This window comes from Bacillus benzoevorans, from assembly GCF_014207535.1.
In the GTDB taxonomy this organism is placed as follows: Bacteria; Bacillota; Bacilli; order Bacillales; family Cytobacillaceae; genus Bacillus_BD; species Bacillus_BD benzoevorans.
Map to the genome: position 1 here is coordinate 203136 of NZ_JACHGK010000003.1, position 25457 is coordinate 228592.

A 25457-nucleotide genomic window follows, 5' to 3' on the forward strand; every position below is an offset into this window, starting at 1 on the left:
ATGCCGGTTGAGGAAGGATGATTTTTCGAGCGCGGGGAATTCAGCAAAGCGCGGGGTCACCTGAGTTTCTTGAATAGCAAAAAGCCGGCATTTAAGCGAATCTGCCGGCTTTTTGCTTTATTTGTCCTTGTCCTTCTGGGCCACTTTTCCGTATTTTCCTCCGCCTCCTGCATGGAGCTTTAGTTCTCCTATACGGGCTGCAGCGATAAGTTCGGCTATTTTAAGCGGGACGACCTCTTGTAAATGTTCAAAGCTTACATCATGAAGAATGGCCATTTCCGTGCCAAAGTGATTTAATAGTTTTTCTTTTAGCTTTGGTCCCAGACCGGGAATAAATTCGAGCGGAATCTGATAAATATAGGGCGGTCTTTCGGGAGCCGATCCTTCTGCCTCCGATAGTTCGGCAATCCGGTCCGCTACCCCTTTAACATATTTTCCGTGACCGCAGTTTTCACATTGACCTGCCGCTGGATCAAAGGGATCAAGACATTTTTCACAAACGGTTTGATGATATTTGCCAAGCAGCGGATCCAAACCGTAATTGGCCGTGATCCTCCTCCCGTCTTCGTTGGCGAGGGCCTTTTTCAACTCAGAAAACGTGGGTTCCTGCATCTGAATCGTTTGGTACTCCCTGGCAATTTTCCCAAGCGAATGAGCGTCTGAATCTGAGACAAATGTATAGGAGTGAAGTTCCTTGATGCCGTCCGCCATATACGTATCGGAACTTAATCCCAGTTCAACGGCATCGATGAGTTCTGGATCCAATACTTCCGCAAGCGTTTGCTGCACACCCTTGCCATATAAGCTTTTATACGGCGTAAAGACATGGGCAGGAATAAAGATTCCCTGGAGCTCCTTTGTTTTCCGCTGCAATTCTCTGCCGCTTACATAAATTCGCTGCGAGCTGAGATGAATGTTTTTTAAATGCCCTGAAAGCCAGTTCGAGAATTCCTTCAGGATGGGCAGGCTGGGGAAGAAACTTAGAACATGGATCGGTCCTTGGCAGCTTTCATCATAGATTTCGAGCTCGGAGCCCGGAATGATCGTTAGTCCGCCGTAGCGGAGCCCCCCGTCCTCTAATTGCTCTAGTTCACCTCTCTCCATTAGTTCTTCCATTTCCATAATGACTTCCGGTGAATGGCAATCAATAATTCCAATGATATGAAGCCCCTTTTGATCTCTTGCATGGGCAATAATATTGGAGAAAGTTAACGATTTCGCTCCCGTGATTTTCACGGCTCTGCCGCTCTTTGTGCGGCCGATATGAATGTGTAAATCGGTATAGTAGAAATTCATTTATTTTTTCAACGCCTCTTGTAGTTGTATGTATTGCACTGCAAAGATCGTTTTCGCATCATAAATCTTTTTCTCAGTGATGGCATGAAGAGCTTCGTCTAATGTCAGTTCCAGCAAATTGACAAATTCATCTTCGTCAAGCCCGGCGGCATTTTCCTTTTTCGACAAGCCCGTTGCGAGATAGACATGAACGATTTCATCGGCAAATCCGGGAGATGTGTAAAAAGAAGTAAGCAGCTTCAACTTGGCACAATCATAGCCGGTTTCTTCCTCCAGCTCCCTTTTGGCACAAACATCCGGCGTTTCGCCCTTTTCCAGCTTCCCGGCAGGAATTTCAACGATCGTTTTTTCCAGTGCTTTACGGTATTGTTCCACCATCACAAGTTTTTTATCATCCGTTAGGGCAATTATTGCTACAGCACCGGGATGTTTAACTAATTCGCGTTTCGTCTTATTCCCATTGGGCAGTTCCACCTCGTCTACCTGCAGGCTGATCACCCGTCCTTCAAATATTTTTTCCGTCGCAATTGTTTTTTCTTCGAGAGAACTCATTTTTTCGAACACTCCTGTTCTAATCGATTTTCGTATGCTCATACATTTTATCATACTCTATTGGGAGGAAAAGATGATGAAGATATATTACGGCGGGACCGGACTGCTCTTATCAGGAAAGGTTTGGGAAATTCAAGAAAAGCTGAAGGATTGTACAAAGGACTACCAGTTTGTAAAAGAATTGCTGCGGGATCATCAGAAATGCACGCCCTCTTTTTATGATGCGCACCGCTGAAATGGAAAAGGGTGAAGCCCGGCATGGGTTCACCCTTTCTTACCTCTTTATTTAAAATCCTTCCAGTTAAAACTGCTTTCATTAAGTAATTCTTCGAATGATTTATTTTTGTCTTTTAATCTGCGTTCTTCGCGTTTTCGTTCTTCTTCAGCAAGCTTTTTTGCTTCCTCTTGTTTTTCCATTTCTTTTTTTCGTTCCTTCAACTCGTTAACAAGGTCGCTATTGAGAAGATCTCCAAGGGTTACCGGTTTATCTGCTGCAGCTTTTTTAACTTGTTTCTTTTTCATCCAAATCCCTCTTTTTAGTGATAATAATCTATTATACCAGAAATCAATCTCCAGGATCATTCTTGAACATGGCCGTATATTCTCCTCCCCATTGTGTCATCTTATGATTTGTAGGATTTATTGTTGTAGACAAGGAGGAATCTTTATGAGCCAAAAACGAGACAAGGGCTACAGCCAAAAAGGAAAACCGTCTGCAGATACGGTGAAGCCAGTCATTGCTGCGGAAGATTTGGAAACAGCGATCCATCCGACAAAGAGACAGAACGCCAAGCAATAAACCGCTTCTTAGCAAGCGGTTTTTCCTTTGTTTTACAATTTGACAGTGATAAAATAAAGTTGAAAGCAACGCTTTGATTATGATTATTCGGAGGGATCACAATGTGAACAGGTTAAGAAAAATATTTCGTTTTCTCTTTTCCTTCATTTTTTTCTTAACATCTTTTGGTGTTTATTTTACAAACCGAATGATGTACATCAAGAAAAAGGATGATCAGGTTATTCTCAAAAGGGAAAAGGAAGCCGGTCGCTATAATCCCGACGATTTCCACCATATTCCGAATCGGAAAGTGACGATTCCCTCTCCTTTTGACTATGATTTAACCATTGTTCTTGTTGAACCCCATTCCACGAACCGCTATATGATTTTTTCCCACGGTGTAACGGAAAACAAAATCAATTCCGTTAAATATATGAATCTTTTCCTGGAAAGAGGCTTTAATGCCGTTTTGTACGATCACCGGCGGCACGGTGAGTCAGGCGGCAAGACAACCAGTTACGGCTATTATGAGAAGTTTGATTTAAAGACGATCGTTCATTGGTTAAAAAAAGAAAAAGAACCGGATTTACTGTTAGGGATCCACGGCGAGTCAATGGGGGCCGCGACAATGCTGCTGTATGCCGGTATGGTCGAAGACGGAGCTGATTTTTATATCGCCGATTGCCCATTTTCCGATTTCAGCGAGCAGCTATCCTATTTGCTTAAAAAGGACATGAAGCTGCCGGCACGTCCTCTGATTCCTGTCGCAAACATCTTTCTGCGGATACGGGAAAAATATTCTCTCCGCGATATTTCACCGATTTCCGTTATTCAGCAGATTAAGAAACCGGTGCTGTTTATCCATAGCATGGAAGATGATTATATTCTGCCGCAGATGTCAAAGGACCTTTATGAAAAAAAAACAGGGCCGAAAAAACTATTCTTGGCACCTAAGGGTGGGCATGCCCAGTCGCTGAATCAGAACAAAGAATTATACGTGGCGGCAGTTGATGAATTTTTAACAGAATTTGTTTCTCTGGAAAAAAAATAAGAGATGTGCCGGCTTGGGAGATGTCCCGCCGGTTTTTGCGGTTAGCAGCGTGCTTTCTTTCATGAGAAGATATTCTATTTATCTGCCCATTGGATATCCATGATATCCTGCAGCTGAAGGCAGTGCTCCCCGCCGGAGGCGTCTGTCAGCTGGAGACAGCCTGTCAGGGCATCCCAGTTCTCAATCCAGCCTGTAAATAATTCGTAGTGTTTATTGCGATAATAAGTTACCGTCACACCACGCCCCAACTGCATCGCTTCAGCGATGATTCCATCCATCAGTTCGAGCTGCTGTTCATCCAGTTCTTTTCTTACTTTATATGAATCTTCCTCGGCCCATTCGCGCAGCACCTTTACATGCTCAGGCAGCATCATCGATACCCACTTCATCCGCCCTCTGTCACGAATCATGTTTTCATTACCCCCTTTCTATCGCAAAAGACAGGGCAGCTATCCCTGCTTTTTTAAGCACGTGATTTATGCTTTATGTCCGCCGACCAGTTTCGCCCGCTGTCTCGCGGTGCCGGCAGCCGTATAAGAGACGGCGCGCAGCAGCGAATCAGAGCCAAAACGACGGCGGATTTTATCGACCGTATAGCCTAGTTCATGCTTTTTCCAGCTATCCAAATCGAACAAATCCAGTTGAAATGCTGTATCGTCAACAACATTTCCGAGGGCGATATTTATTTTTCGGACAGTTTTTCCTTCATAATGCTCGCGGAAAAGCTCAAGGCACACCCGGTATATATCCATCGTTCGATTGGTCGGATGTTCAACTGTATGCGAACGGTAAAAGCCACCGCCAAATTCATCCTCGCTGTAGCTGACACCAAAGCTGATCGTTCTTCCTGCTTTGCGGTGTACGCGCGCCCTTCTAGCCACCTCTTCACACATCTCAAGTATGACGCTTTTGATTTCTTCCTCTTCCTTGTAATCGCGCAAAAGCACCTGCCCTTTACCGAAGCTGATTTGACCGTCCATGATCGGTGCTCCCATTTCAGAAAGGTCAATCCCCCAGGCATGGTGGTACAGCTGATTGCCCATAATACCGAATTTCTTCTCGAGTTCGGTTAAAGGATAATGGGCGAGCTGACCGATGGTGAAAATCCCCATGCCATTTAATTTTTTCTCCAAGCGGCGCCCAATGCCCCACATATCGCGAAGCGGCGATACCGGCCATAGTTTCTCAGGGATATCTTCATATCTCCAGCGGGCGATGCCGTGTTTTTTCGCCTCCAAATCGAGACAAAGCTTTGCCATCAGCATATTAGGACCAATCCCAACAGCGCTAGGGAGCTGAAATTCCCGCTCCAGATCCCGCTTGATTTTCCAGGCAATTGTTTCCGCATCGCCCCAAAGCTTATCAGCCCCATCTACCTTGAGAAAGCTTTCATCGATGCTGTAGGCATGAATCGCCTCTTTCGGCACATAGCGGTGAAAGACACGGAGAATCTCCATTGAAATTCGGACATAGGTGCCCATTTTCGGTTCGACAACATGGATCCGCGGATCTTCCGGGATATCAAATTGACGTGCCCCCGTTTTAATGCCGAATTCCTTTTTCATCTTCGGCGATGCAGCGAGGACAACGCTGCCTTCACGCTCCTTATCACCGACGACGACTAAATAGCATTCCAGCGGATCGAGTCCCGCCATCACTGCAGAGCAGCTTGCATAAAAGCTTTTCATGTCAATACATAAAATTTGCTGTTGCGGCATTCTGCTGTAATCAATCATAAAGATAAACCCCCGCAAATCACAAATTCAAACACTTGTTCTTCTTTAGTATATTCTTATTTTAAACGAATATACGTTCTGATTCAATGAGTTTTTTGCGACAATTTTTTCCTGCAAAAATAACCATGGGCAAGACTGGCTGCGATAAGAAAGATGCTGTCTCTTCCAGAAACACATTTGTATTTTTACGGTGCCTGGCACGGATTAGAAAAGACTGCCCTTGTAAGGACAGCCTTTGACATATAAACTTATTCCATTTGTGATTTTCTGAACGGCCACCAGTTGGCTTTGCCAAAGACTTTTACCATGACCGGAATAAATAACGGCAGGATAATGACAGCATAGAGCAGAAGTCCAACGACAACAATGGTTGAAATCTGCACTAAGGAAAGCATCCCTGACGGAATCATAGCAGCAAATGTTCCTCCAAGAATGAGAGCAGCCGAGAGAATTACCGTGCCCATTTTCTTCATTGCCAGGAGCATCGCATCCGTAACTGACAAGCTTTTGTATTCATTAAAGCGGTCCATCAGGAAGATACTGTAATCCACTCCAAGCGCGATCAGAATAACAAAGGCAAAGAACGGTACAGCCCAGGAGATGCCTGAGTAACCCATGATATGAACGAAAATCATTTCATTAACAGCAAGCGACGTGTAATAGGTCACGATCAGCGAACCGATAATGTACAGCGGCATGATGAGCGAGCGGAATAAGAAGAATAAAATCAGCGTAATTCCGACAAGCATCAGAATCGCCGTGCGCGAGAAATCATTCCCTGACATCGTGTCTAAATCGGCATTCATGCTGGAAACCCCGCCAAAAGCAATATGAGCATTTTCCAGTTTTGTATCCTTCACAGCCCGTTCGACCGCTTTTTTCAATTCTGGAATCTGAGCCATTGCTTCACTGGAATAAGGATTTTCCTCGAGTACGACATCAAGTGTCATCACTTTGCGGTTATCTGATAAATAAACATCAAGTACCTTGGCAAAATCTTCACTTTGCAGCACTTCCTGCGGCAGATAGAAACCGGCGCTCCTATCTGATTGTGAAAGTCCTGATAAATAATCCTGTGCCGATCCTAAACCTTCTGACACTTTGTTTAAGCCATCAACACTCTGGTCAAGGCCATCAGATAATTGTGTGATTTGTCCTCCTAAATCGGAAAATCCTTCAAGCAGCTGTTCCTGACCGCCATTTACTTGCGCGACCCCATTTGAAAGCTCAGGGATAGCTCCGGCTAGTTGCCCCTGACCGTCAGCTAACTGATTCAAACCGGCCTGCTGCGCTTCAATGCCGGCAATTAATTGCTGCAAACCGGAAACAAGATTCGCCTGCCCGGCTAAGGCCTGTTCAAAATGGGCATTCGCCGTGCTCAACCCGTCATTAATAGCTGATAGACCATTATTTAATTCATTCAATCCTTGCACCAAAGAAGCAAATTGCCCCTGCAGACTATCCGCATTCCCCTTCATCGCCAGATAGGTTGGATCTGCTAAAAGGTCCGTATATTTCTGCTCGACATAGCCGTACAATGCGCCATTAGCTTGATTGATGCTGTCGGCAAGACCAGCAGTGCTGCCTGCGATCTGCTGATAACCTGTGAGCAGCTGTGGAATTTTGCCTTGCATTGCGACGTATCCGCCTTGAAGTTCTGTGTAGCCGAGGAGTAATTCTTCGGCTCCTTTTTCCGCTTCCACCAGCCCTGCTTTCATTTGATCGGAACCAGCTGAGCCCTGACGGATTCCAGCTTCAATCTTGGCGAGATTCGTGCCGACTTCGTTTAACCCGCTGTGAATCTCATCCGTGCCGGAAATCAAGTCATTGATTCCTGCTGTGGCATTTTTCAATTCAGGTTCTGAGTTCTTTAATTCCGTACTGGCTGTATTTAAGCCGTCCTTGATTTGATTAAGACCGTCTTTTCCCTCACCAAGTCCTTCGTGAAGCTTCTCAGCCTGTTTGGCGATCAGGAAGTCTTCAATCGGCTCTCCTGCCGGTCTTGTCACAGATCGAACCGCGGAGACTAATTTAACCTGCTCCAGTTCACGGCTGATTTTTTCAGCTAGGTCGATATATTCCACTGAATCCATCGCTTCGTCATTTTCGATAACGACCTTTGTCGGCATCGATTCGCCAGGGCTGAAGCTTCCGGCAATAGCATTAAAAGCTTTGATCGAATGAACATCGTCACTCATTTCCTCTAATGAATTGAAAGAAAGCTCCCCGTTATAGGTGATGAGGAACGGGGTACAGACCGCGGCTACAAGCAACAGCGACAGGACAGGGCGTGCCAAGGAGAATTTCCCGACAACACCCCAGATTTTGCTGTCGCCATGCTCTGCTTTTGCCTTGGATGGCCAGAATAATTGATTGCCGAGCACTGCCATAAAGAACGGAACAATCGTAAATAAAGCAAGCAGCAAAATCGCAACCCCAATGGCGACAGCTACAGCGGACTGATAGAGGATAAACTGTGAAAAGCCAATCGCCGAAAATCCGAACAGGACCGTAATCCCGCTGAAGATGACCGTCCGCCCGGCATTGCGGTAGGCAGCGACAATCGCCTCCGCTGTCGTTTCATGCAGGGCAAGCTCTTCTTTAAAACGGCTTAGCAGCAAAATACAATAGTCCGTGCCAATTCCAAACAGAACAACCACTAAGAAGATTTGTGTATACGTCGAAAGCGGAAAATCCACTTTATCAACTAAAATCGATACAATCGACTGTGACGCCAAATAACTAAAGCCCACCGTCAAGAGAGGAATGATCGGTGCCACGAAAGATCGGAACACGGCAAGGAGCACGATAAGGATAAAAACAACCGTAATTCCTTCTGTTTTTTTGACTCCGTCCTGTGAGGTCTGAATTAAATCCTCGCTAATCATCCAGGAGCTTGTATAGTAATGATCGACTTTGACATCCTTAATCGCCTGATAAAGGTCCTGACTCAGCTCGCCTGCTTCGCGTCCGTTCCAAGAAGCGCTGACCGAAACGAGAATCGCTTTCCCGTCTTTTGACACGAGCTGATCCTGTAAGCTTTTTTCATTAAAATGAGTCAGAATTTCGTTGATGCCAAGTTCGTTTTTATTCTTTTCCAGAAGCCGAACTGCTCTCTCGGCCTCCTTGATTTCAGCATTCGTTAATTTATTCTCATTGTAAAAAACTAATGCGGTCTCTGCCGCATCGCCATCTCCGTCCTCTTCGGCATCCGCGAGGATTTTAGAGGCCATCGTTGAGGAGTACTCGTCCGGCACGGTGATCTGCCCCTTTTCGCGGACAAGATCGGCCATATTCGGAGCCATCAGGAATAGTCCAGCGACAACAACAAACCAGGCAATCATAACAAACCATTTACGTTTGATAATAAAATTCACGATTGTTTCTCCACCTTGTTTTCCTTTATCTCTATTAAAACTTCATTCAATTTTTCATAAGTCTTTAAAAACTGAGAGATTTCCGCTTCATCAAATTTGGAAATGAACGATTCTACCAATTTGTAAATTCGCCTTTCCAACATGAAATAGATCTCTTCTCCCTGCTCCGTTAACGTTAAATACACGATGCGGCGATCGTTTTCGTCACGGGTGCGTTTGATCAGTCCCTTGTCCCACATCCGGTTAATAATCGCGGTGATGGCACTTTTTTTCACGGCAAAAACTTCAGCCAGATGGGTTGAGGTACAGGAACCGGTTTGATAGATCGTCTTGAGCGTATAATATTGGTCGCTCGTGATTTCACTGCCGATTTCTTCTTTTACCAGTGAGCCGGCCAGCGTCGTAACCGAAAACGATACGGCGGTATACCGATCAACTAAGTCCTTCAGCGTCTGCTCACACAATTCTATTTCCCCTCCTTTCAAAAGATTCTATCGTTTAATAGTTAAATAGTTGAACTATTCATGTGTATAACTTTAATCATTTGTGTCTTTCTTGTCAATCTTTTAGACAGAAAAAGAGACCAGGCTGGGTTACCAGTTTCTGGTCTTTCAGGAATCGTTCCATTTGCTGGCTTGTTTGGTTAAGGGTCAGTGCTGCAACATAGCGATGAAGCTTGTCAATACCAAAAAAAGAATACGCAGGCACTTGCGATCTTTTGCCGCAGCTTCCCCAATGCAGCGTGTGTCTTCATCTCTGTCCGTACCTTCCTCATCAAACTATTTTTCTTAATAAAGCCTTCTACTGTTCCCTGATAAAGTAAATGAAAAGATGCCACCTGCTGCAGATCATGTGGAGTCATATGAGAAAGCTGTTTCGAACATTGAATCACGTTTCCTTCTGTTAAAACTGCAGCGACAAACTGGGAACAAAAGTAGGCATGTTCCCTATGAACCGTTTTATGAAAAGGAATCGCCAATAAACCAAGAAAATTATAGCGGTACTGTTCTTTTTTTTCCTCTATTTCCTTAATAAAATGCAGCATTTTTTGGTACTGCTGTTCAGAAATACAGCAGCTGTAAATGGCACAGTCGGCCTGCTTTAGTAAACCTGTGTAGATACATTCCTTCACAAATCCCCCGATGAACGGATTTCTTGGCTTCTTCCTGCCAAAGCTGTAGATTTCAGAAAAATGGGGATCAAAGGAAAGGGAGGCATGATTGTATGGTTTTTTCGTATAGAGCTTAATCATTCTGGTAAAAAACGTGCCCGTATCCGTCAAAATCAGATAGACCTTTCTCTCCATTCTATGATCTCCTTATTCTTTTAATCTCGGAATATGTTAGAAGAAGTTCTGCGTATTATGAACAAGTCCTTTTTTTATATTAACATTTATTTCCTTATATGACGTAGGAGCTCTGGATTGAATTTCCTGTAAGACTTAAGACCGACCTGTTATTTTGCAAGAAAAAAACACCTCCCAGACCAGACATTTAAGAGATGTTTTTCCCACAAAAAAATCCGGCAGGAAGCAAACGCCTTGCCGGGTTCTTTTGACCTATATTATTTTAAGCTCCGGTTTAAAAAAGCCTTCGTTCGTTCAAACTTCGGATTCGTAAAAATTTCCTCTGGTGGACTGGACTCAACGATTTCCCCGCCATCCATGAACATAACCCGGTTGGCCACTTCACGGGCAAACTCCATCTCATGCGTGACAACGATCATCGTCATATGCTCCTTTGCCAAATTTTTCATGACCTGAAGCACTTCACCGGTCAGCTCCGGATCGAGCGCTGAAGTTGGTTCGTCAAACAGCATAATTTCCGGATTCATCATCAAGGCCCGGGCAATCGCCACGCGCTGCTTCTGACCGCCAGACAGATTGGCCGGATAGGCCGAAGCTCTTTCGGTCAAACCGATTTTTTCCATAAGCTCCTTGCTGCGCTGTGCCACAACCGCTGCTGCCTCCTTCTTCACCATTTTTGGAGCCAGCTCAAGATTTTCCTTCACAGTAAGATGCGGGAAGAGATTGAAATGCTGAAAGACCATTCCCATTTTTCCGGTAATCCGTTTCAGCTTCTGCGGATTGGCATAGATACCGTCCTTCACTAAATAGTCGCCTGAGACACAGATACTGCCGCCGTTAATCTCCTCCAAATGAACAAGACTGCGGAGCATCGTGCTTTTCCCGGAACCGGATGGACCGATCACGGCCACGACATCATTTTTATTCACCTCGAAGGTAATCTGTTTCAACACTTCTATCTGTCCGAATGATTTTTTTAAGTTCGTTACTTCAATAAGCGCCACATTTTCTCCCCCCATCTATTCAAATTTGAATCGTTTTTCCAGCCATTTAAAAACAAACGTTAATACCATTGTCATGAGCAGGTAAATCACACCTGCGACAAAGAATGGCATGATGGTAAAGTCACGATTAACAGCAGTTTGGGCAAAGTGCAGCAGTTCCGGAACGGCAACAGCATACAGCAATGCAGTATCTTTCACGAGTGTAACGGACTCATTGGCAACGGAAGGAAGAGCAATGCGAAACATTTGCGGCAGGATAATTTTCATTGTGGTCTGCCATTTATTAAAACCAAGCACCTTCGCGGCTTCATATTGACCTTTATCAATCGCCAGCAGACCCCCTCGGAAGATTTCAGCAAAGTAAGCAGCATAGTTAAGGATAAAACCTAGACATGCAGCGACAAACCGATCGAGAATTAAGTATTCGCCGATCACCGGGATCATCGGCAGCCCGAAAGTGATCACCAAAAGCTGGAGCAAGAGCGGGGTACCGCGCATCACATAAATATAGACTTGCGCGATCCAGGATATCGGCCTAAATCGGCTTTTTACCGCCAATGTTAATAGAAAGCCTAACGGAATGGATACCACAATCGCAATGAGAAACAGCAGAATTGTGGTTTGTGCCCCTTCGAACATTGGCTTCAATATGGAAATAAAATAGTCTCCTGACATACGATGGAATCCTCCAAAAAAGCAAAAGAGCTGCCCTGAAAGATATTTGACATCCACTCTGGAACACCGTTATCAATGTTTCCTAATAGATAGCGGAATTTCTCTCGTGGTATCTGATACCTTTTCTTTTAGGACAGCCCTTTGCTTCATAATATTTGTTCCGATGGTTTATTTTAAGACTTTATCTTCTCCGAACCATTTGGTTGAAATGTCAGCGGCCGTGCCGTCTTCATTCATTTCATCAAGAGCTGGTTGAAGTTTGTCAAGCAGCTCTTGATTGCCTTTTTTCACGCCGACTGCGTACTCCTCAGGGGCAAGTGATTCATCAAGAAGCTTAAAAGTTCCCTTTTCTTTTGTCATGTAATAGTTGATAACTACTTCGTCAATGACAACAGCATCTGTGCGGCCTGCCTTTAAATCAGTCAAAGCAAGTACATTTGTATCATACTCAGTGGTTGAGTCAATTTTATCTTTTATCGGATTAGCATTTAAAGCATCAACTGCAGAAGAAAGCGCCTGAATCCCGATCTTTTTGCCAGCTAAATCATCCAGCTTGGAAAGATTAGAATCAGCTAATGTGACAACCACCTGTGAATTCTTTAGATAAGGTTTTGTAAATAATACTTTTTCTTTACGCTCATCCGTAATAGTGTAGCCATTCCAGATCAAATCAATCCGTCCGCTGTTTAGCTCATTTTCCTTTGTTTTCCAATCGATTGGCTGAATTTTCACTTCTACACCCATTTTTTCAGCAGCTGCTTTTGCCATGTCAATGTCAAAACCAACAATTTCATTCTTTTCATCACGGAATCCCATTGGCGCAAAGGCATCATCAATTCCAACAATCAATGTTTCCTTTTCTTTCGTTTTTTCTGTATCGGAACCTGCCTCTGACTTGGAATCAGACGCTCCACTCGAACATCCTATTAGAATAACAAATAAGGATACCACTATCATTAACATCATGGTAAAACGTTTCATGAACAAGGATAACCACCTTTATTTTAAAATATTATTACGTTAACACTTTACTACAGTAATAAGATATCACATCTGCCTTTTTCAGCATAGCCCCAAAATATCATTTAAATCTTTAGAATATTACTATAACATTAACGCAGAGAATTACATTATTTTGTACTTTCAAGGATTTATTATGTGAAACAAATATTTTCCTTTCCTTTATATACGGATATGAAAGGCTTTTCAGACTTTGTCCAAAAATAGAGATGATCAAAATTGACTCTGAATATATATAATCATTATAATAATCGGGAAATGGAGTGAATGTAATGATCGATACGAAAAGGGCATTGCCTATATTATTTGCGATTATGTTTTTGGTCATGGCCGGTTTTGGCATCATCATCCCAGTTCTGCCCTTTTATGCGGAAAATATTGGTGCCTCACCAACTGAACTAGGATATCTCATGGCAGTATATTCGCTGATGCAGCTGCTTTTTGCCCCAATGTGGGGACGGATATCAGATCGAATCGGGCGGAAACCTGTCATTATGATTGGAATTCTCGGCCTAGCCTTTTCTTTTTTCCTTACAGGGGCATCTGACACACTCGGTATGCTGTTTGTGGCACGAATTGTCGGCGGAGCGTTATCTGCAGCAAATATGCCGACGGCGATGGCCTATGTTGCCGATATTACGACACCGGCTAACCGCAGTAAAGGCATGGGGATCATCGGTGCCGCTACCGGATTAGGTTTTGTTTTTGGACCGGCTATCGGCGGCATATTTTCGAAAATAGACTTAAGTGTCCCGTTTTTTGTTGCCGGAGGATGTTCTCTATTTACCTTTTTCCTTGTGCTGTTCTTCCTCAAGGAGTCATTATCAAAGGAATCCAGAGGACAGGCTGCAAAGGAAAAGTCCTCCATGTGGCAATCCTTTAAGGGTTCACAATCGCTCCTCTTCTTTCTGCAGTTATTTATCTCCTTGTCATTAGCCGGCTTGGAAACAACCTTTGCCTATTTTGCGGCAAAAAGGGCAGGGTTAGAAACGGTGCAGCTTGGTTATGTTTTTATGATCATGGGTCTGGTTAGCGCCTTTATTCAGGGCGGTGTGATGGGAAAAGCAGCAAAAAGATATGGCGAAGGGCTCGTTATCAAAGCAGGGATTGTCATTTCCGCCATTGGCTTCGGGCTGATCCTGCTCGTTGACAGCTTTACCACTGCCGCCGTTTATTTATCGATTTTCGGGATGGGCAACGGCGTTATCCGTCCGGCTGTTTCGGCTTTACTAACGAAGGCAGCAGACTCCGGGCATGGCAGTACCACAGGACTCCTGTCCTCCTTCGATTCGCTTGGCAGAATCGCCGGACCGCCAATCGGCGGCACACTTTACGGCATCTCGATCGGACTGCCTTATATTTCAGGGGTCCTCTTATCCATGATTGCCTTAGCCCTGTATTTTATTTATGCAGCACAGACAAAACAACGGCGCAGAATTTGACTTTTAATAAATAATGAAAAAAGCTTAGAGACTTCTTCCCTAAGCTTTTTTCAGCAAAATATGTAAAAGGGGCTGATAAATAGCAGCCCCTTTTACTCTATTTTCATTTTAATATCCTCGCGTATCGACTCGATCAGCTGATCCGGCAAATTCGCAGGAAGCGATGTCCCATTTTTGAAAACCCAGGAATTGATGATTTCGAGGTCCGCTTTTTTAAATGTAATGCTGTAATCCTCGTTCTGACTCGTAAAATCAGCCGTTACGTATTCTTCACCAGCAAAACCGTCATCAATAATCATAGCTGTAATGTCATATGGCCTCATTCATTCACTCCCAATAAAAATAGACAGAGTTAGTGTTTTTGCTTATCCTGATAAGCTACAAGGATGACTTCTTCTCCTTTTTTTTGGCTTAGCGATTTTTCCAGCATGCTAATCTGCTCCAAGTCACTTTGAGATAAATTAGCAAAATTGAATTGTGCTTTATTCATGGTCATCACCTTTCATATTTTTGGCCGTCTGTTCACGGAATGGTGCACTGCATCATCCCTCTGCGCAAACGCTCGTACATTCAGTATTTGTTGCATGATTTTTTTTATGCGAAAACGATTTTTCTTAATTTACCTGTTATGGACTCTTTTTTTCGAACCATGCTAATAAAATGGAGGTGAAATGATGGCAACAAGAAGACCTGTTGAATATTCAGGAAAAGTCCTCGATCAGCGAAATACCCTTACAGGGCCCGGGTCAACCCCCGGTGAACAGCCATTTCCACAGCTGCCGGATCATATCTCCATCGGAAAACAGCAAAGGAAAAAGGGATAAGAAGCTGCCCAAGAGCGAATGAATAAATTGGCTGTTCAAACCATAGTAACATTCGTGTTCGTTCCCAACACAAATTCAGATACGGAGGGAAATACTTTGAATATTCTATCTGCTTTTCTCTCAACTCTCATGATTATGGGCATGAAAACGGCATTCTTTGCCGGCCATATTGCCCGATGGCTGAAAGACTTGTTTAGAATGCCTACTTTAACCTAACAGTGCATATTCTTTCAGTATGATCTTTCTGTGATGTAACAAAATAAGGCAGGCATAAATATGCCTGCCTTATTTTGTTACATACCCATGCTCCACTACTCTTTTACCTTTAACAATCTCAAGCTGTTTAATGTCACCAGAAGAGTCGCGCCCATATCGGCAAAAATGGCAATCCAAAGAGTCAGCCAGCCAGGGATCACAAGCAGTAAAGCGATGGCCTTTACTACTAAAGAAAACGTAATATTTTGCTTAATGGTCCATAGTGCTTTTCGGCTTAATTGAATTGTAAATGGCAGCTTGTTGAGATCATCGGACATTAAGGCAATATCCGCTGTTTCCAGGGCTGTATCCGTTCCCGCTCCGCCCATCGCCACACCTACCGTCGATGCAGCAAGTGCCGGCGCATCATTCACTCCGTCTCCGACCATGGCAACGCTGTGATGGAGGCGGCGAAGCTCTTTTACAGCGTTTAATTTATCTTCGGGAAGCAATTCCGCTTTGATGTCAGACACTCCGGCAGATTTCCCAATCGCCTCTGCTGTTCGTTTGTTATCTCCAGTCAGCATCACTGTTTTTCCGATACCAAGCTTGTGCAGCTTTTGAATCACCTCACGGGAGCTTTCTCTGATTTGATCAGCCGCCGCAATCAAGAGCAGAATTTGATTGATCGTGCCAAGGATCATAACCGTTTTTCCTTCCCTTTGCAGGCTTTCAATCCGTTCCCTCAGCTCCCCATCCATTTTTTGCGGCAGAAGCTCTTGAAACAGATTCGGGCTGCCGGCATAGTAGATTTCGCCATTGACATTTGCCTTTACTCCCTTGCCTGTCAGCGATTGAAAATCAAGCACAGCAGTACTTTCGAAACGGATGTCCATTTCTTCTGCTTTCGTTATAATGGCGGAAGCAAGCGGATGCTGCGACCCTTTTTCTAATGCCGCGGTGACCGCCAGCAATTCCCGTTCATTTCTGTCAAATGAAACGATATCGGTGACAGCGGGCACCCCTTTTGTCAGCGTCCCTGTTTTATCAAAAGCAATAACCTTTAAGGACCCGGCTGCTTCCAGATGAATCCCGCCTTTGATTAAGACCCCGTTTCTTGCGGCATTGCCAATTGCCGTGACAACCGATACCGGAGTCGAAACGACTAAGGCGCAGGGACAGCCGACGACTAATACAGACAGTCCTTGGTAAATCCATTCGCTCCAATCCCCGCCGAATAATGGCGGCACAACGGCAATCAAAAGGGCAAGTGCGACGATGACAGGAGTATAATATTTGGCGAACTTGTCGACAAAAGCCTGTGATGGTGCCCGTTCTGCCTGGGCTTCTTCGACTAAATGGATGATTTTTGCCAGAGTCGTATCCTCAACCAATTTCGTTACTTGTACTTCCAACAGTCCTTCTTCGTTTAACGTCCCGGCATATACTTCATCACCCGGTGATTTTGTGACAGGGACGGATTCTCCGGTAATCGCCGCCTGATTTAAAGCCGAGGTTCCTTTTACCACAACCCCGTCCATTGCCAGTTTCTGTCCCGGTTTGACGATCATGATGTCGTCAATTTCGATTGCCTCAACAGGGATTGTAAACTCCTGTCCGTTTCGTACAACTAATGCTTCTTTCGGAGCAATATCCATTAACGACTCGATCGACTGGCGTGCCTTATCCATCGAAAAGCGCTCCAACGCTTCACTGATGGCAAAAAGGATGACAACCGTCGCCCCTTCGCTCCATTCGCCAATTAATGCCGCACCGATAATGGCAATCGTCATCAAGGTGCTCATATCAAACTTGAATCGGATCAGATTTTTAAATCCTTTTAAAAATAAGGAATAACCGCCAATAACAATCGCTACTCCGTATCCGATGATAGGAGTAAGATGTTCTTCCCCGAATGTTCTGCCTAATAACCAACTGAAGAGCAGCAATAGGGCGGAAAGATAGACTTTAATCGTTTCCTTTTGCTTCCAAAATGGAATAGCCTCCATTTTTTGTTCTTTTTCTCCACGCAATTTTAAGTTTTCAAAAGCCCCTGCTTTTTCCAGTGCTTCAATCGAGGTTTCCCCATATACCGTAATTTTTGCAGCACCGAAGTTGACCCGGGCATCAACAACGCCATCCAGGCGTTTCACATTCTCCTCGAATGTTTTGGCACAGCCTGCTCAGGAAAAGCCCTGCACGCGGTATGTTTTTGCTTCTTGTTCTTCTATTTTAGCCTGCATGTCAGTCATTCACCTTCACCTCCGCAGCATGTGCAAGCGCAATTTCAATTAATTGTTTAACATGTGCATCATCTAACGAATAAAAAGCCAATTTTCCTTCTTTGCGATACTTGACGATCCCCTGTTTATGCAGGGTGCGCAAATGATGGGAGGCAGTCGCAACGGTGGAGCCGATGATATTGGCGACATCGCAGACACACAGCTCTTCATCCATGCATAAGGAATAAGTGATTTTCGCCCGGTTTTCATCCGCCAATGCCTTAAAGACCCGCGCCGTTTTAACGATGTCTACTTTCTGCAAATCCCCCTGTATTCGCTTCACTTTTTCTTCGTCATAACAATAAATATCGCAAGTATCCTTTTGACTCATGTCCACCCCCCTTTCTTATTCAAATATCGATTTGAATATAGTATAGATCATATGCAGTTATTATTCAAATGTTCATTTGAATAATAAAAAAGGAATGAAACTCCAATAAGTCTCACCCCTTTGACTCCTTATTTTTTATTAAATGCCTTTTTACCGGCTTTTTCAAACAGGTTAGGAAACAGAGCAAAAAAGATGCTTCCGGCATTCATCCAGCGCGGCAAATTAATTTCCCTCGTTTTCGTTAACATCGCATCGGTAATCTTTTTTGCGACAAATTCCGGCTGCAGCATATAGCGCTGAACACTTTTCACATACGTCCCCTGTTCATCAGCGATGTCAAAAAAATTCGTGGCAATCGGACCAGGATTCACCGTTGTCACAAATACTTGGTCATCGGCCAATTCTAACCGCAGACTGTTGGAATAGCCCAGTACAGCATGTTTTGTCGCCGAGTACACGCTCGATTTCGGAGTCGCAATTTTCCCCGCCATGGAAGCAATATTGATAATGTGACCGCATCTTTGCTGCTTCATCACCGGCAGCACCATGCTCGTGCAGGCCATTAAGCCGACAACATTAACGCTGAACATACCCTTCACTTCATCGATTGCTGTTTCATGGGCATAGCGGAAGATGCCATAGCCGGCATTATTGAGCAATACATCAATTCTGCCAAGCTTGGCGATAATTTTAGAAAAAACCTGCTTGATTTCCTCTGTCTTAGAGACATCAAGTTGATAGATATGCACCTTAATGTTAAACTGCTCCTGTAAATCCTGCTTGATTTCCTCCAGCCTTTCCAGGCGCCTTGCGAGAAGTACTAGGTTTGCCCCGCGTGCGGCACATTGTTGCGCAACGGAGAGGCCGATCCCGCCTGAAGCACCGGTAATAATGATGTTTTTATTTTTCAAATTTTCTGCTGCCAAATTGATTCACCCTCTACTCTAACTCCATATCCTTCTAAGGAATGGCTTGTCATGGACATAATATTCAGCTAAATCTGTTAAAAAACTCGCAAAAGTATCTTATACTAATAGGGTTGCCTCACGCATTCGTATATGAGGTACATAATGAGAATAAAAGTTTCACTTCGCTATTGTCAAATATGTGCAATACTATTATCTACATAAGATTCAAGAAGGAGCGATTAGATGAAAAAATTAGCGTTCATTGGTGCCGGTTCGATGGCAGAAGCCTTAATTTCAGGCATGGTGGAAAACAAATTGCTGGAGCCGCAAAATATTTGGGTGACGAACCGCAGCAACGAGGAAAGACTGAACGAATTAAAAACAAAATACGGTGTTTCCACCTCCTATGATACAGCGGATATGCTGAAGGAGGTCGATGCTGTACTGCTGGCGATGAAACCGAAGGATGCAGCACAGTCCTTGACTGCGATTAAACATTTGTTGTCGGACCGAACGATGCTTATTTCCGTCCTTGCCGGTGTGTCGCTTGTGAGCATGGAAAAATTAGTAGGAAAAGCGATGCCGATTGTACGGGCAATGCCAAATACATCCGCGGCAATCGGAAAATCAGCGACAGGCTTTGCCGTGAACGAGCACGTTTCAGCGGAACAAATTGAATTGGTACAGAAAATATTGCAAACAGCAGGGATTGCCAGACTTGTTCAGGAGGAACAGCTGGATGCCGTTACCGGGCTGTCTGGAAGCGGACCAGCCTATATCTATTATCTTTTTGAAGCAATGGAGAAAAGTGCCGTTGATCTTGGGTTGGAAGCAGATTTGGCGAAGGATTTTATCGTGCAGACATTAATGGGAGCAGCGGAAATGCTCGCCACATCAACAAAATCCGCCTCCCAGCTGCGTAAGGAAGTAACAAGTCCCGGCGGTACAACCGAAGCCGGATTAAACATACTGGCTGAGCATGAAGTAGACAAAGCCGTGATGGAGTGCATTAAAACGGCAGCGGAGAAATCCAAATCAATGGGAAAAGTAATCAGTGAAGAAATAGAAGCGAAGTTGCCATAAAAAAGGGGCACCACAAATGCTAGTATACACATTTGTGGTGCCTCTTTTTCATTATTTTTCGTGAAAACTGCTATAATAAATCTTGAAAAGCTGCAAAGGGAGATGACTTGATAAAAATGGAAGCAAAACTATTTTCACCATATACGATTAAAAATCTTACTTTAAAGAACCGGATTGTTATGGCACCGATGTGCATGTATTCCGCTGCGGAAGACGGCATCGTCACGCCCTTTCATATCACACACTACGTGAGCCGTGCTGTCGGACAAACCGGATTAATTATTCAAGAAGCAACAGCGGTTGCGCCAGAAGGCCGCATTTCAGCAAAAGACTTAGGCATTTGGGATGATGCACATATCGAAGGACTGAAGCAATTAACCGAGCAAATTAAAGCTTATGGCTGCAAAACCGGCATCCAGTTAGGGCATGCAGGTCGTAAAGCTCAATTAGAAGGAGAAATCGTTGCCCCTTCCGCTGTTGCTTTTAACGACCAGTTCAAAACTCCGAAGGAAATGACGGTTGAAGATCTCCACCATGCCATTGACGCCTTCAAACTAGGCGCAGAACGGGCAAAAAAAGCCGGGTTTGATGTCATTGAACTTCATGGTGCACACGGCTATTTAATTAATCAGTTTCTTTCCCCGCTTGCCAATCACCGCCAGGATGAATACGGCGGCAGTGCAGAAAACCGCTACCGCTTCCTAAAAGAAATTATTGAAGCGGTGAAAACAGTATGGGACGGTCCGCTCTTCGTCCGGATCTCAGCTGAAGATTATCATAAGGAAGGGCTGCATGTAGAGGATTATATCCAATACGCTTCTTACATGAAAGAACAGGGCGTGGATCTCATTGATGTCAGTACAGGTGCGGTGATTCCGGCGAAAATCAATGTTTATCCGTGCTATCAGGTGCCATATTCAGACAAAATCAAACATGGTGCTAAGATTGCCACAGGTGCAGTCGGCTTAATCACGACTGGTTTGCAGGCAGAAGAAATCCTCCAAAGCGACCGTGCTGATGTGATTATCCTTGGCCGTGAACTCTTGCGCGATCCATATTGGGCAAGAACTGCTGCCAAAGAACTGCGGCTCAGCATTGAAGCGCCGGTGCAGTATGAACGCGGCTGGAATGTGTAAAGATTAGCATAGAAAATCATACAAATGCGCAGCCCGCAATGGACTGCGCATTTCATCGCCTTAACCAGGCATGCGCTAATAATGCAATGCCTTCCTTTATATCTTCTTCTGCTAAAGCGCCAAAACCTAATAGAATCATTGGCGGATGTTGCTTCGTACTCTTTTCATAATAAATGGAAGCAGGATAAACCTTTACTTTATTCTTCTTTGCCGTCTCTATCAGTTCTGCCTCAGACATTTGATTATTCACCTGCAAGAGAATATGCAGCCCTGATTTTTCACCAATGACCTGAACATGTTCTCCCAGATATTCTGCAATCGCCAAAAGCAAAGTCTTTTGTTTCTTTCGATAAATCCCCCGCATTTTATTTAAATGGCGGCTCCAATGTCCATTTTTCATAAATTGTGCAAGAGTGTGTTGATGAAGTCGTGATACCGTTTGTTTATAAAGCGTAAAGGATTGCTGATAGTTTTCAAGCAGCAGCGGCGGGAGCACCAGATAACTTATTCGCAGCGAAGGAATCAATGACTTCGAAAAAGTTCCTAAGTAAATCACTCTCCCTGCAGAATCCAATCCCTGCAGAGACGGGATAGGCTTTCCTTTATAACGGAACTCACCGTCATAATCATCCTCAATGATATATCGCCCCTCTTTTTCCGCCCATTTTAACAGCCCTCTTCTGCGCGAAATTGGCATAATCATGCCAAGCGGAAACTGGTGTGACGGGGTCACATAGATCACATTCGCCCCACTGGCCTCTAAATCCTTTAGAGACACTCCATCCTCATCAAGTGCAAGAGAAACAGGGTGGAACCCACGATCCTCCAGTACTGCCCTTGTGCGGTGAAAACCGGGATTTTCCACAGCATAGACCGCTCTCTCTCCAATGATCATGGTCAGCAGACCAATTAAGTACTGTGTCCCTGCTCCGATGACAATTTGCTCCGCTTTGCACCTAACACCTCTTGATTGAAATAGATAATGAGTAATTTCCTGCCGAAGTTCAAGTTCTCCCTGCGGATCCCCATTCAAAAAAAGGACGCTTTCCTCTTCATATAAAGCCTGCATCGAGAGCTTCCGCCAGACCGCATAAGGAAAATGCGCCAGATCTACTTGCCCATGGCTGAAATCAATCATCTCTTCCTCGTCATGCTTTTCCATGACTCTTTCGCTCTTTAGTGGGATTCCGCTGTGATAGGGATAAAGATCCCCTTCCAGTTTCTTCACATAAATTCCTTTTCGCGGCTCTGAGTGAATGTATCCTTCGGCTTGCAGCTGTCCATAGGCATTTTCCACGGTATTTTGGCTGATCCCAAGATGCTGTGACAGTCTTCTTTTCGAGGGCAGCTTAACACCCGCTTCCAGCCTGCCACTCTGGATTTCATCTTTAAAATATTGATACAGCTGTATGTATAATGGCTCTTCTTTTTCCTGATCGAGTAAAGGAGTAAGCTCGTACAATTTCTATCATCCTTTCGAAAAACTGGCCCGATAAATTATACCATAACTGGCACTTTTAACGATGCCAGCCCATTGATAAAATCAAAGAAAAAGGAGGAATTTCCCAAGTGATTCATATCAAAGAGCTTACGAATGAAAAAGAATGGACAGATGCATTTCCTATTATGAGGCAGCTGCGCCCTCATCTCACTCTCTCAGCGTACCTGGAGTTCGTCCGGGAGGCACAGGAAAAGGAACACTATCGTATATTGGCCCTTTATGATCAGAATGAACTAGCTGCCGTTATCGGATTCATGTCGATGACTACCTTATATTACGGACGCTTTATCTGGGTTTGTGATTTGGTGACGGATGCAGGTAAACGCTCGCAGGGCTATGGGGAAAAACTCTTACAGTATGTGGAGGAATGGGCAAAGGAAAACGGCTATACCTGTGTCGCTTTATCATCCGGACTGCATCGCGCAGATGCCCACCGTTTCTATGAAACAAAAATGGATTATGAGAAAGTCAGTTTAGTTTTTAAAAAGGAGCTTGTATAAAGATATAATATTTATAGTTGATATATTTTTTATATCTGATATATTATTTGTATTGGAGGTGTGACAAAGGTTGAGTACGAAAATTTGTCCTTATATTGAAGCTTCCTTTGAAATAATCGGTAAAAAGTGGAATGGGCAATTAATTCATTATTTATCTTTATGCGAGAATCAAAGCGCGCATTTTTCAGATCTTAAAAAAGACGTATCTGGAATTACACCGAAAGCATTATCCATGAGACTTTCCGAACTAATCGAAATTGGATTACTCGAAAAAAATGTAACAAACACTTCACCTGTTGCGATTTCTTATTCATTAACAGAAAAAGGCGCAGCCCTGGCTGAAAGTTTAAAATCAATTCAGGAATGGGCCATTCAATACTTACATGTGGAATGTGAGACTCCAAACGAAAGCGAGGAAAATGAAAATGATGAAAAATAATCCTATGATTTGCGATTTAGAAACAGGTGTATGCGGACCAGCTGAAGAGGAAGAAATGGAGATGATTGATTTTAATTCAGCGAAGAAAGCAATCGATCTTTATTATGTGACCGACCCCATTTGTTCTCATTGCTGGGCGATTGAACCCGTTCTACGCCGCTTTAAAGAGCAGTATGGCCACTACTTTCACTTTCATACCGTTATGGGTGGATTGCTCGAAAAATGGCATGACGGCCCTATTGATCCCGCTAACGGCATTTATAAACCTGCTGACGTTGCTGGTCACTGGAGAGAAGTTGGTGAATACTCCCGCATGCCGATTGATGGGTCACTCATGATTGACAATCCCGTTCAATCGTCTTTTCCTCCATCCCGTGTATTTAAAGTGATTCAAAAACATCATAACCATGCAATGGCCTATGAATATTTACGCCGTGCCAGAGAAGCTCTTTTCGCTTTTAATCGAAACATTTCGGAGCCATCCGTGATGATTGACATTGTGAATCAACTTGGTCTTGATGGAGAAGCCATCGTCAAAGAAGCCGAACAACCAAGCGGACAGCAATTATTAAATGAAGATTTTAATTTGGCAAGAAAACTGGGTGTCAGGGGTTTTCCAACGGTCATTATCATGAATGAAGAAAATAAAGGCGTCAAAGTGGTTGGCGGCCGCCCATTTGACTATTATGTTACCGGATTAAAGCAAGTGTTAAATGAGGAAGATCTGCAGCCAAAACCGCAGCCATCACTTTCCGTTCTGCTTGAACAAGAAAAACTGCTCTTTTCAAAAGAAATTGAAGTGATGTACGATCTTGATAAATCAGAAATACAAACATTAATCGAAAAAGAATTAACACCAGGCAGTTATGAAATGAAGGAAATTCTTGGAGAAAGGTACTTTGAGAAGAGAAAATGATATGAGGAAGCTGCTTGGATCAAACAGGGATTAAATGACTCCGGTCTTGTGCCGGAGTCATTTCATCTATTCTATCGTATCTGCCAAGAGGTAACCGCTAACAGCAAGAGGCGTAAAACGGTCTCTTAAATTCGAGGAACGATAATACTTTTGAAATCTTCCGCGATTTCGGTTTCGGGAATAATCTTCCGCGCTTCCAGCAGCAATTCCAGAGCTGCATCGCGGTCATAGCGGGAACTGATATGAGTCAGACAAAGCTTTTTCACTCCGGCCTCTTTCGCCGTTTGGGCTGCATGTTCTGTTGTCGAATGAAAATAATCATAGGCCATCGCGCTGTCATTAGCAGCAAAAGTTGCTTCATGTACAAGCAGATCCGCTTCCTGCGCCAATTCCAGGGCTGCTTCACATTTCCTCGTATCACCTAGGATCGCCACAATTCGCCCCAATTGACGCGGACCAAGAAAATGATGTGCCTCAAGCACGGTTCCATCTTCCAGTGTAACCGGAGTGCCTTCCTTAATTTGCCGATACTGCGGTCCGGGTTTAATCCCAAGTTCCTTTAGCCTGTCGACCAGCAATGTTCCAGGCCGATCTTTTTCCACAACGCGAAAGCCGAATGACTGAATTCCGTGCTCCAATTCACGGGCCTCTACGGTAAACTGCCCGTCCTCAAACAGAAGTTTCTCGGTTATCTCTTTAATTTCCAATGGATATTTCAAATAGGTACCGCTCACCCGCAGGCTTGTCTCGATATACTCTTTAATTCCGGCAGGGCCGTATACCGTTAAAGCCGATTCACCGCCTTGGAATGAGCGGCTTGCGAGCAGCCCCGGCAGCCCGTAAATATGGTCTCCGTGCAAATGGGTGATAAAGATTTTTTCAATCCGCCCCGGTTTAATCGATGTATGTAAAATTTGATGCTGCGTCGCTTCGCCGCAGTCAAACAGCCAAATGGCGCCCCGTTCTTCCAGCAGCTTTAAGGCAATCGCCGTTACATTTCTTCCTTTGGACGGAATGCCTGCTCCTGTTCCTAAAAAAAATACCTCCATAAATCTTCTCCTTTCAAGCAAAACACATTAAGCTAATTATAGCGAACATTGACATG

General features: G+C 44.2%; 28 protein-coding genes. 10 read left to right on the top strand and 18 right to left on the bottom strand.

The genetic code is table 11. From position 1 onward, the window contains the following. Positions 1–117: 117 nt before the first annotated feature. Positions 118–1296 carry an endonuclease Q family protein gene (locus tag HNR53_RS06725; protein ID WP_184524149.1) on the bottom strand — a complete coding sequence of 393 codons (1179 nt, stop codon included), beginning with the start codon at positions 1294–1296 and terminating at the stop codon, positions 118–120. Then, positions 1297–1848: an NUDIX hydrolase gene (locus tag HNR53_RS06730; protein ID WP_184524151.1), complete on the bottom strand. Its 552-nt coding sequence runs from the start codon at positions 1846–1848 to the stop codon at positions 1297–1299. A 73-nt stretch (positions 1849–1921) separates the two neighbouring features. On the opposite strand from HNR53_RS06730, the gene mciZ reads away from it, so the two are divergent. Then, complete coding sequence (gene mciZ, locus HNR53_RS06735; RefSeq protein WP_184524153.1) at positions 1922–2083, top strand: Z-ring formation inhibitor MciZ; 162 nt, start codon at positions 1922–1924, stop codon at positions 2081–2083. 47 nt (positions 2084–2130) lie between these two features. Here mciZ and HNR53_RS06740 read toward each other — a convergent pair whose 3' ends face one another. Further along, the gene (locus HNR53_RS06740) at positions 2131–2370 is read right to left on the bottom strand and encodes a YqkE family protein (RefSeq protein ID WP_184524155.1); all 240 of its coding nucleotides are present in this window, start codon (positions 2368–2370) and stop codon (positions 2131–2133) included. Between the two features lie 145 nt (positions 2371–2515). Here HNR53_RS06740 and HNR53_RS23385 point away from each other — a divergent pair, with 145 nt between their 5' ends. Continuing rightward, positions 2516–2647 carry a hypothetical protein gene (locus HNR53_RS23385; RefSeq protein ID WP_281391744.1) on the top strand — a complete coding sequence of 44 codons (132 nt, stop codon included), beginning with the start codon at positions 2516–2518 and terminating at the stop codon, positions 2645–2647. 103 nt (positions 2648–2750) lie between these two features. Then, entirely contained in the window at positions 2751–3677 is a 927-nt protein-coding gene (locus HNR53_RS06745; RefSeq protein ID WP_343065288.1) for an alpha/beta hydrolase, read from the top strand. Between the two features lie 74 nt (positions 3678–3751). Here the strand turns inward: HNR53_RS06745 and HNR53_RS06750 are convergent, their stop codons facing one another. The 8 genes from HNR53_RS06750 to HNR53_RS06785 all read right to left on the bottom strand — a co-directional run bounded on the left by HNR53_RS06750 (position 3752) and on the right by HNR53_RS06785 (position 12756). Continuing rightward, entirely contained in the window at positions 3752–4087 is a 336-nt protein-coding gene (locus HNR53_RS06750) for a YolD-like family protein (RefSeq protein WP_184524158.1), read from the bottom strand. Between the two features lie 66 nt (positions 4088–4153). Next, a complete protein-coding gene (locus HNR53_RS06755; protein ID WP_184524160.1) occupies positions 4154–5413 on the bottom strand; it encodes a Y-family DNA polymerase in 1260 nt (419 codons plus the stop codon). A 248-nt stretch (positions 5414–5661) separates the two neighbouring features. Further along, positions 5662–8790, bottom strand: coding sequence for an efflux RND transporter permease subunit (locus HNR53_RS06760; protein ID WP_184524162.1), 3129 nt, complete (start codon positions 8788–8790; stop codon positions 5662–5664). Beyond that, a complete protein-coding gene (locus HNR53_RS06765; protein ID WP_184524164.1) occupies positions 8787–9254 on the bottom strand; it encodes a MarR family winged helix-turn-helix transcriptional regulator in 468 nt (155 codons plus the stop codon). Before HNR53_RS06765 ends, HNR53_RS06760 begins: the two co-directional genes overlap by 4 nt. Before the next feature lie 215 nt (positions 9255–9469). Beyond that, positions 9470–10096 (bottom strand): hypothetical protein, encoded by a 627-nt coding sequence (locus tag HNR53_RS06770; protein ID WP_184524166.1) that lies wholly within the window; start codon positions 10094–10096, stop codon positions 9470–9472. 257 nt (positions 10097–10353) lie between these two features. Beyond that, positions 10354–11100 (bottom strand): amino acid ABC transporter ATP-binding protein, encoded by a 747-nt coding sequence (locus HNR53_RS06775; RefSeq protein ID WP_343065289.1) that lies wholly within the window; start codon positions 11098–11100, stop codon positions 10354–10356. Positions 11101–11115: 15 nt separating this feature from the next. Further along, positions 11116–11775 (bottom strand): amino acid ABC transporter permease, encoded by a 660-nt coding sequence (locus tag HNR53_RS06780; protein ID WP_184524170.1) that lies wholly within the window; start codon positions 11773–11775, stop codon positions 11116–11118. A 168-nt stretch (positions 11776–11943) separates the two neighbouring features. Then, positions 11944–12756, bottom strand: coding sequence for an amino acid ABC transporter substrate-binding protein (locus HNR53_RS06785; RefSeq protein ID WP_184524173.1), 813 nt, complete (start codon positions 12754–12756; stop codon positions 11944–11946). A 314-nt stretch (positions 12757–13070) separates the two neighbouring features. On the opposite strand from HNR53_RS06785, the gene HNR53_RS06790 reads away from it, so the two are divergent. Next, complete coding sequence (locus HNR53_RS06790; RefSeq protein ID WP_184524457.1) at positions 13071–14237, top strand: MFS transporter; 1167 nt, start codon at positions 13071–13073, stop codon at positions 14235–14237. A gap of 92 nt (positions 14238–14329) precedes the next feature. On the opposite strand, the gene HNR53_RS06795 is transcribed toward HNR53_RS06790, so the two are convergent. Together HNR53_RS06795 and HNR53_RS06800 are read right to left on the bottom strand one after the other, a co-directional pair. Beyond that, positions 14330–14560: a hypothetical protein gene (locus HNR53_RS06795; RefSeq protein ID WP_184524175.1), complete on the bottom strand. Its 231-nt coding sequence runs from the start codon at positions 14558–14560 to the stop codon at positions 14330–14332. 29 nt (positions 14561–14589) lie between these two features. After that, positions 14590–14727 (bottom strand): hypothetical protein, encoded by a 138-nt coding sequence (locus tag HNR53_RS06800; RefSeq protein WP_184524177.1) that lies wholly within the window; start codon positions 14725–14727, stop codon positions 14590–14592. Between the two features lie 181 nt (positions 14728–14908). Between HNR53_RS06800 and HNR53_RS06805 the strand changes: the two genes are divergently transcribed. Beyond that, positions 14909–15061 carry a hypothetical protein gene (locus HNR53_RS06805; RefSeq protein WP_184524179.1) on the top strand — a complete coding sequence of 51 codons (153 nt, stop codon included), beginning with the start codon at positions 14909–14911 and terminating at the stop codon, positions 15059–15061. A gap of 311 nt (positions 15062–15372) precedes the next feature. On the opposite strand, the gene HNR53_RS06810 is transcribed toward HNR53_RS06805, so the two are convergent. The 3 genes from HNR53_RS06810 to HNR53_RS06820 all read right to left on the bottom strand — a co-directional run bounded on the left by HNR53_RS06810 (position 15373) and on the right by HNR53_RS06820 (position 18795). Beyond that, complete coding sequence (locus HNR53_RS06810) at positions 15373–17508, bottom strand: heavy metal translocating P-type ATPase (protein ID WP_184524182.1); 2136 nt, start codon at positions 17506–17508, stop codon at positions 15373–15375. Further along, positions 17501–17869 (bottom strand): ArsR/SmtB family transcription factor, encoded by a 369-nt coding sequence (locus tag HNR53_RS06815; RefSeq protein ID WP_184524184.1) that lies wholly within the window; start codon positions 17867–17869, stop codon positions 17501–17503. The genes HNR53_RS06810 and HNR53_RS06815 overlap by 8 nt, the downstream gene beginning before the upstream one ends. Before the next feature lie 128 nt (positions 17870–17997). Then, positions 17998–18795, bottom strand: a complete 798-nt coding sequence (locus tag HNR53_RS06820) for an SDR family NAD(P)-dependent oxidoreductase (protein ID WP_184524186.1) — start codon at positions 18793–18795, stop codon at positions 17998–18000. A gap of 225 nt (positions 18796–19020) precedes the next feature. Between HNR53_RS06820 and proC the strand changes: the two genes are divergently transcribed. Together proC and namA are read left to right on the top strand one after the other, a co-directional pair. Then, complete coding sequence (proC, locus tag HNR53_RS06825) at positions 19021–19860, top strand: pyrroline-5-carboxylate reductase (RefSeq protein WP_184524188.1); 840 nt, start codon at positions 19021–19023, stop codon at positions 19858–19860. Between the two features lie 116 nt (positions 19861–19976). Beyond that, positions 19977–20996 carry an NADPH dehydrogenase NamA gene (gene namA / locus HNR53_RS06830; protein WP_184524190.1) on the top strand — a complete coding sequence of 340 codons (1020 nt, stop codon included), beginning with the start codon at positions 19977–19979 and terminating at the stop codon, positions 20994–20996. Positions 20997–21048: 52 nt separating this feature from the next. On the opposite strand, the gene pdxR is transcribed toward namA, so the two are convergent. Then, entirely contained in the window at positions 21049–22458 is a 1410-nt protein-coding gene (gene pdxR / locus HNR53_RS06835; protein WP_184524193.1) for a MocR-like pyridoxine biosynthesis transcription factor PdxR, read from the bottom strand. 164 nt (positions 22459–22622) lie between these two features. On the opposite strand from pdxR, the gene HNR53_RS06840 reads away from it, so the two are divergent. From HNR53_RS06840 to HNR53_RS06850, 3 genes are all read left to right on the top strand, one after another. Continuing rightward, positions 22623–22997, top strand: coding sequence for a GNAT family N-acetyltransferase (locus tag HNR53_RS06840; protein ID WP_184524459.1), 375 nt, complete (start codon positions 22623–22625; stop codon positions 22995–22997). 70 nt (positions 22998–23067) lie between these two features. Continuing rightward, positions 23068–23436: a winged helix-turn-helix transcriptional regulator gene (locus HNR53_RS06845; protein ID WP_184524194.1), complete on the top strand. Its 369-nt coding sequence runs from the start codon at positions 23068–23070 to the stop codon at positions 23434–23436. Continuing rightward, on the top strand, positions 23426–24352 hold the full coding sequence (locus HNR53_RS06850; protein ID WP_184524461.1) for a DsbA family protein: 927 nt from the start codon (positions 23426–23428) through the stop codon (positions 24350–24352). Before HNR53_RS06845 ends, HNR53_RS06850 begins: the two co-directional genes overlap by 11 nt. A gap of 125 nt (positions 24353–24477) precedes the next feature. Here the strand turns inward: HNR53_RS06850 and rnz are convergent, their stop codons facing one another. Beyond that, a complete protein-coding gene (gene rnz / locus HNR53_RS06855; RefSeq protein WP_184524196.1) occupies positions 24478–25401 on the bottom strand; it encodes a ribonuclease Z in 924 nt (307 codons plus the stop codon). Positions 25402–25457: the final 56 nt, after the last annotated feature.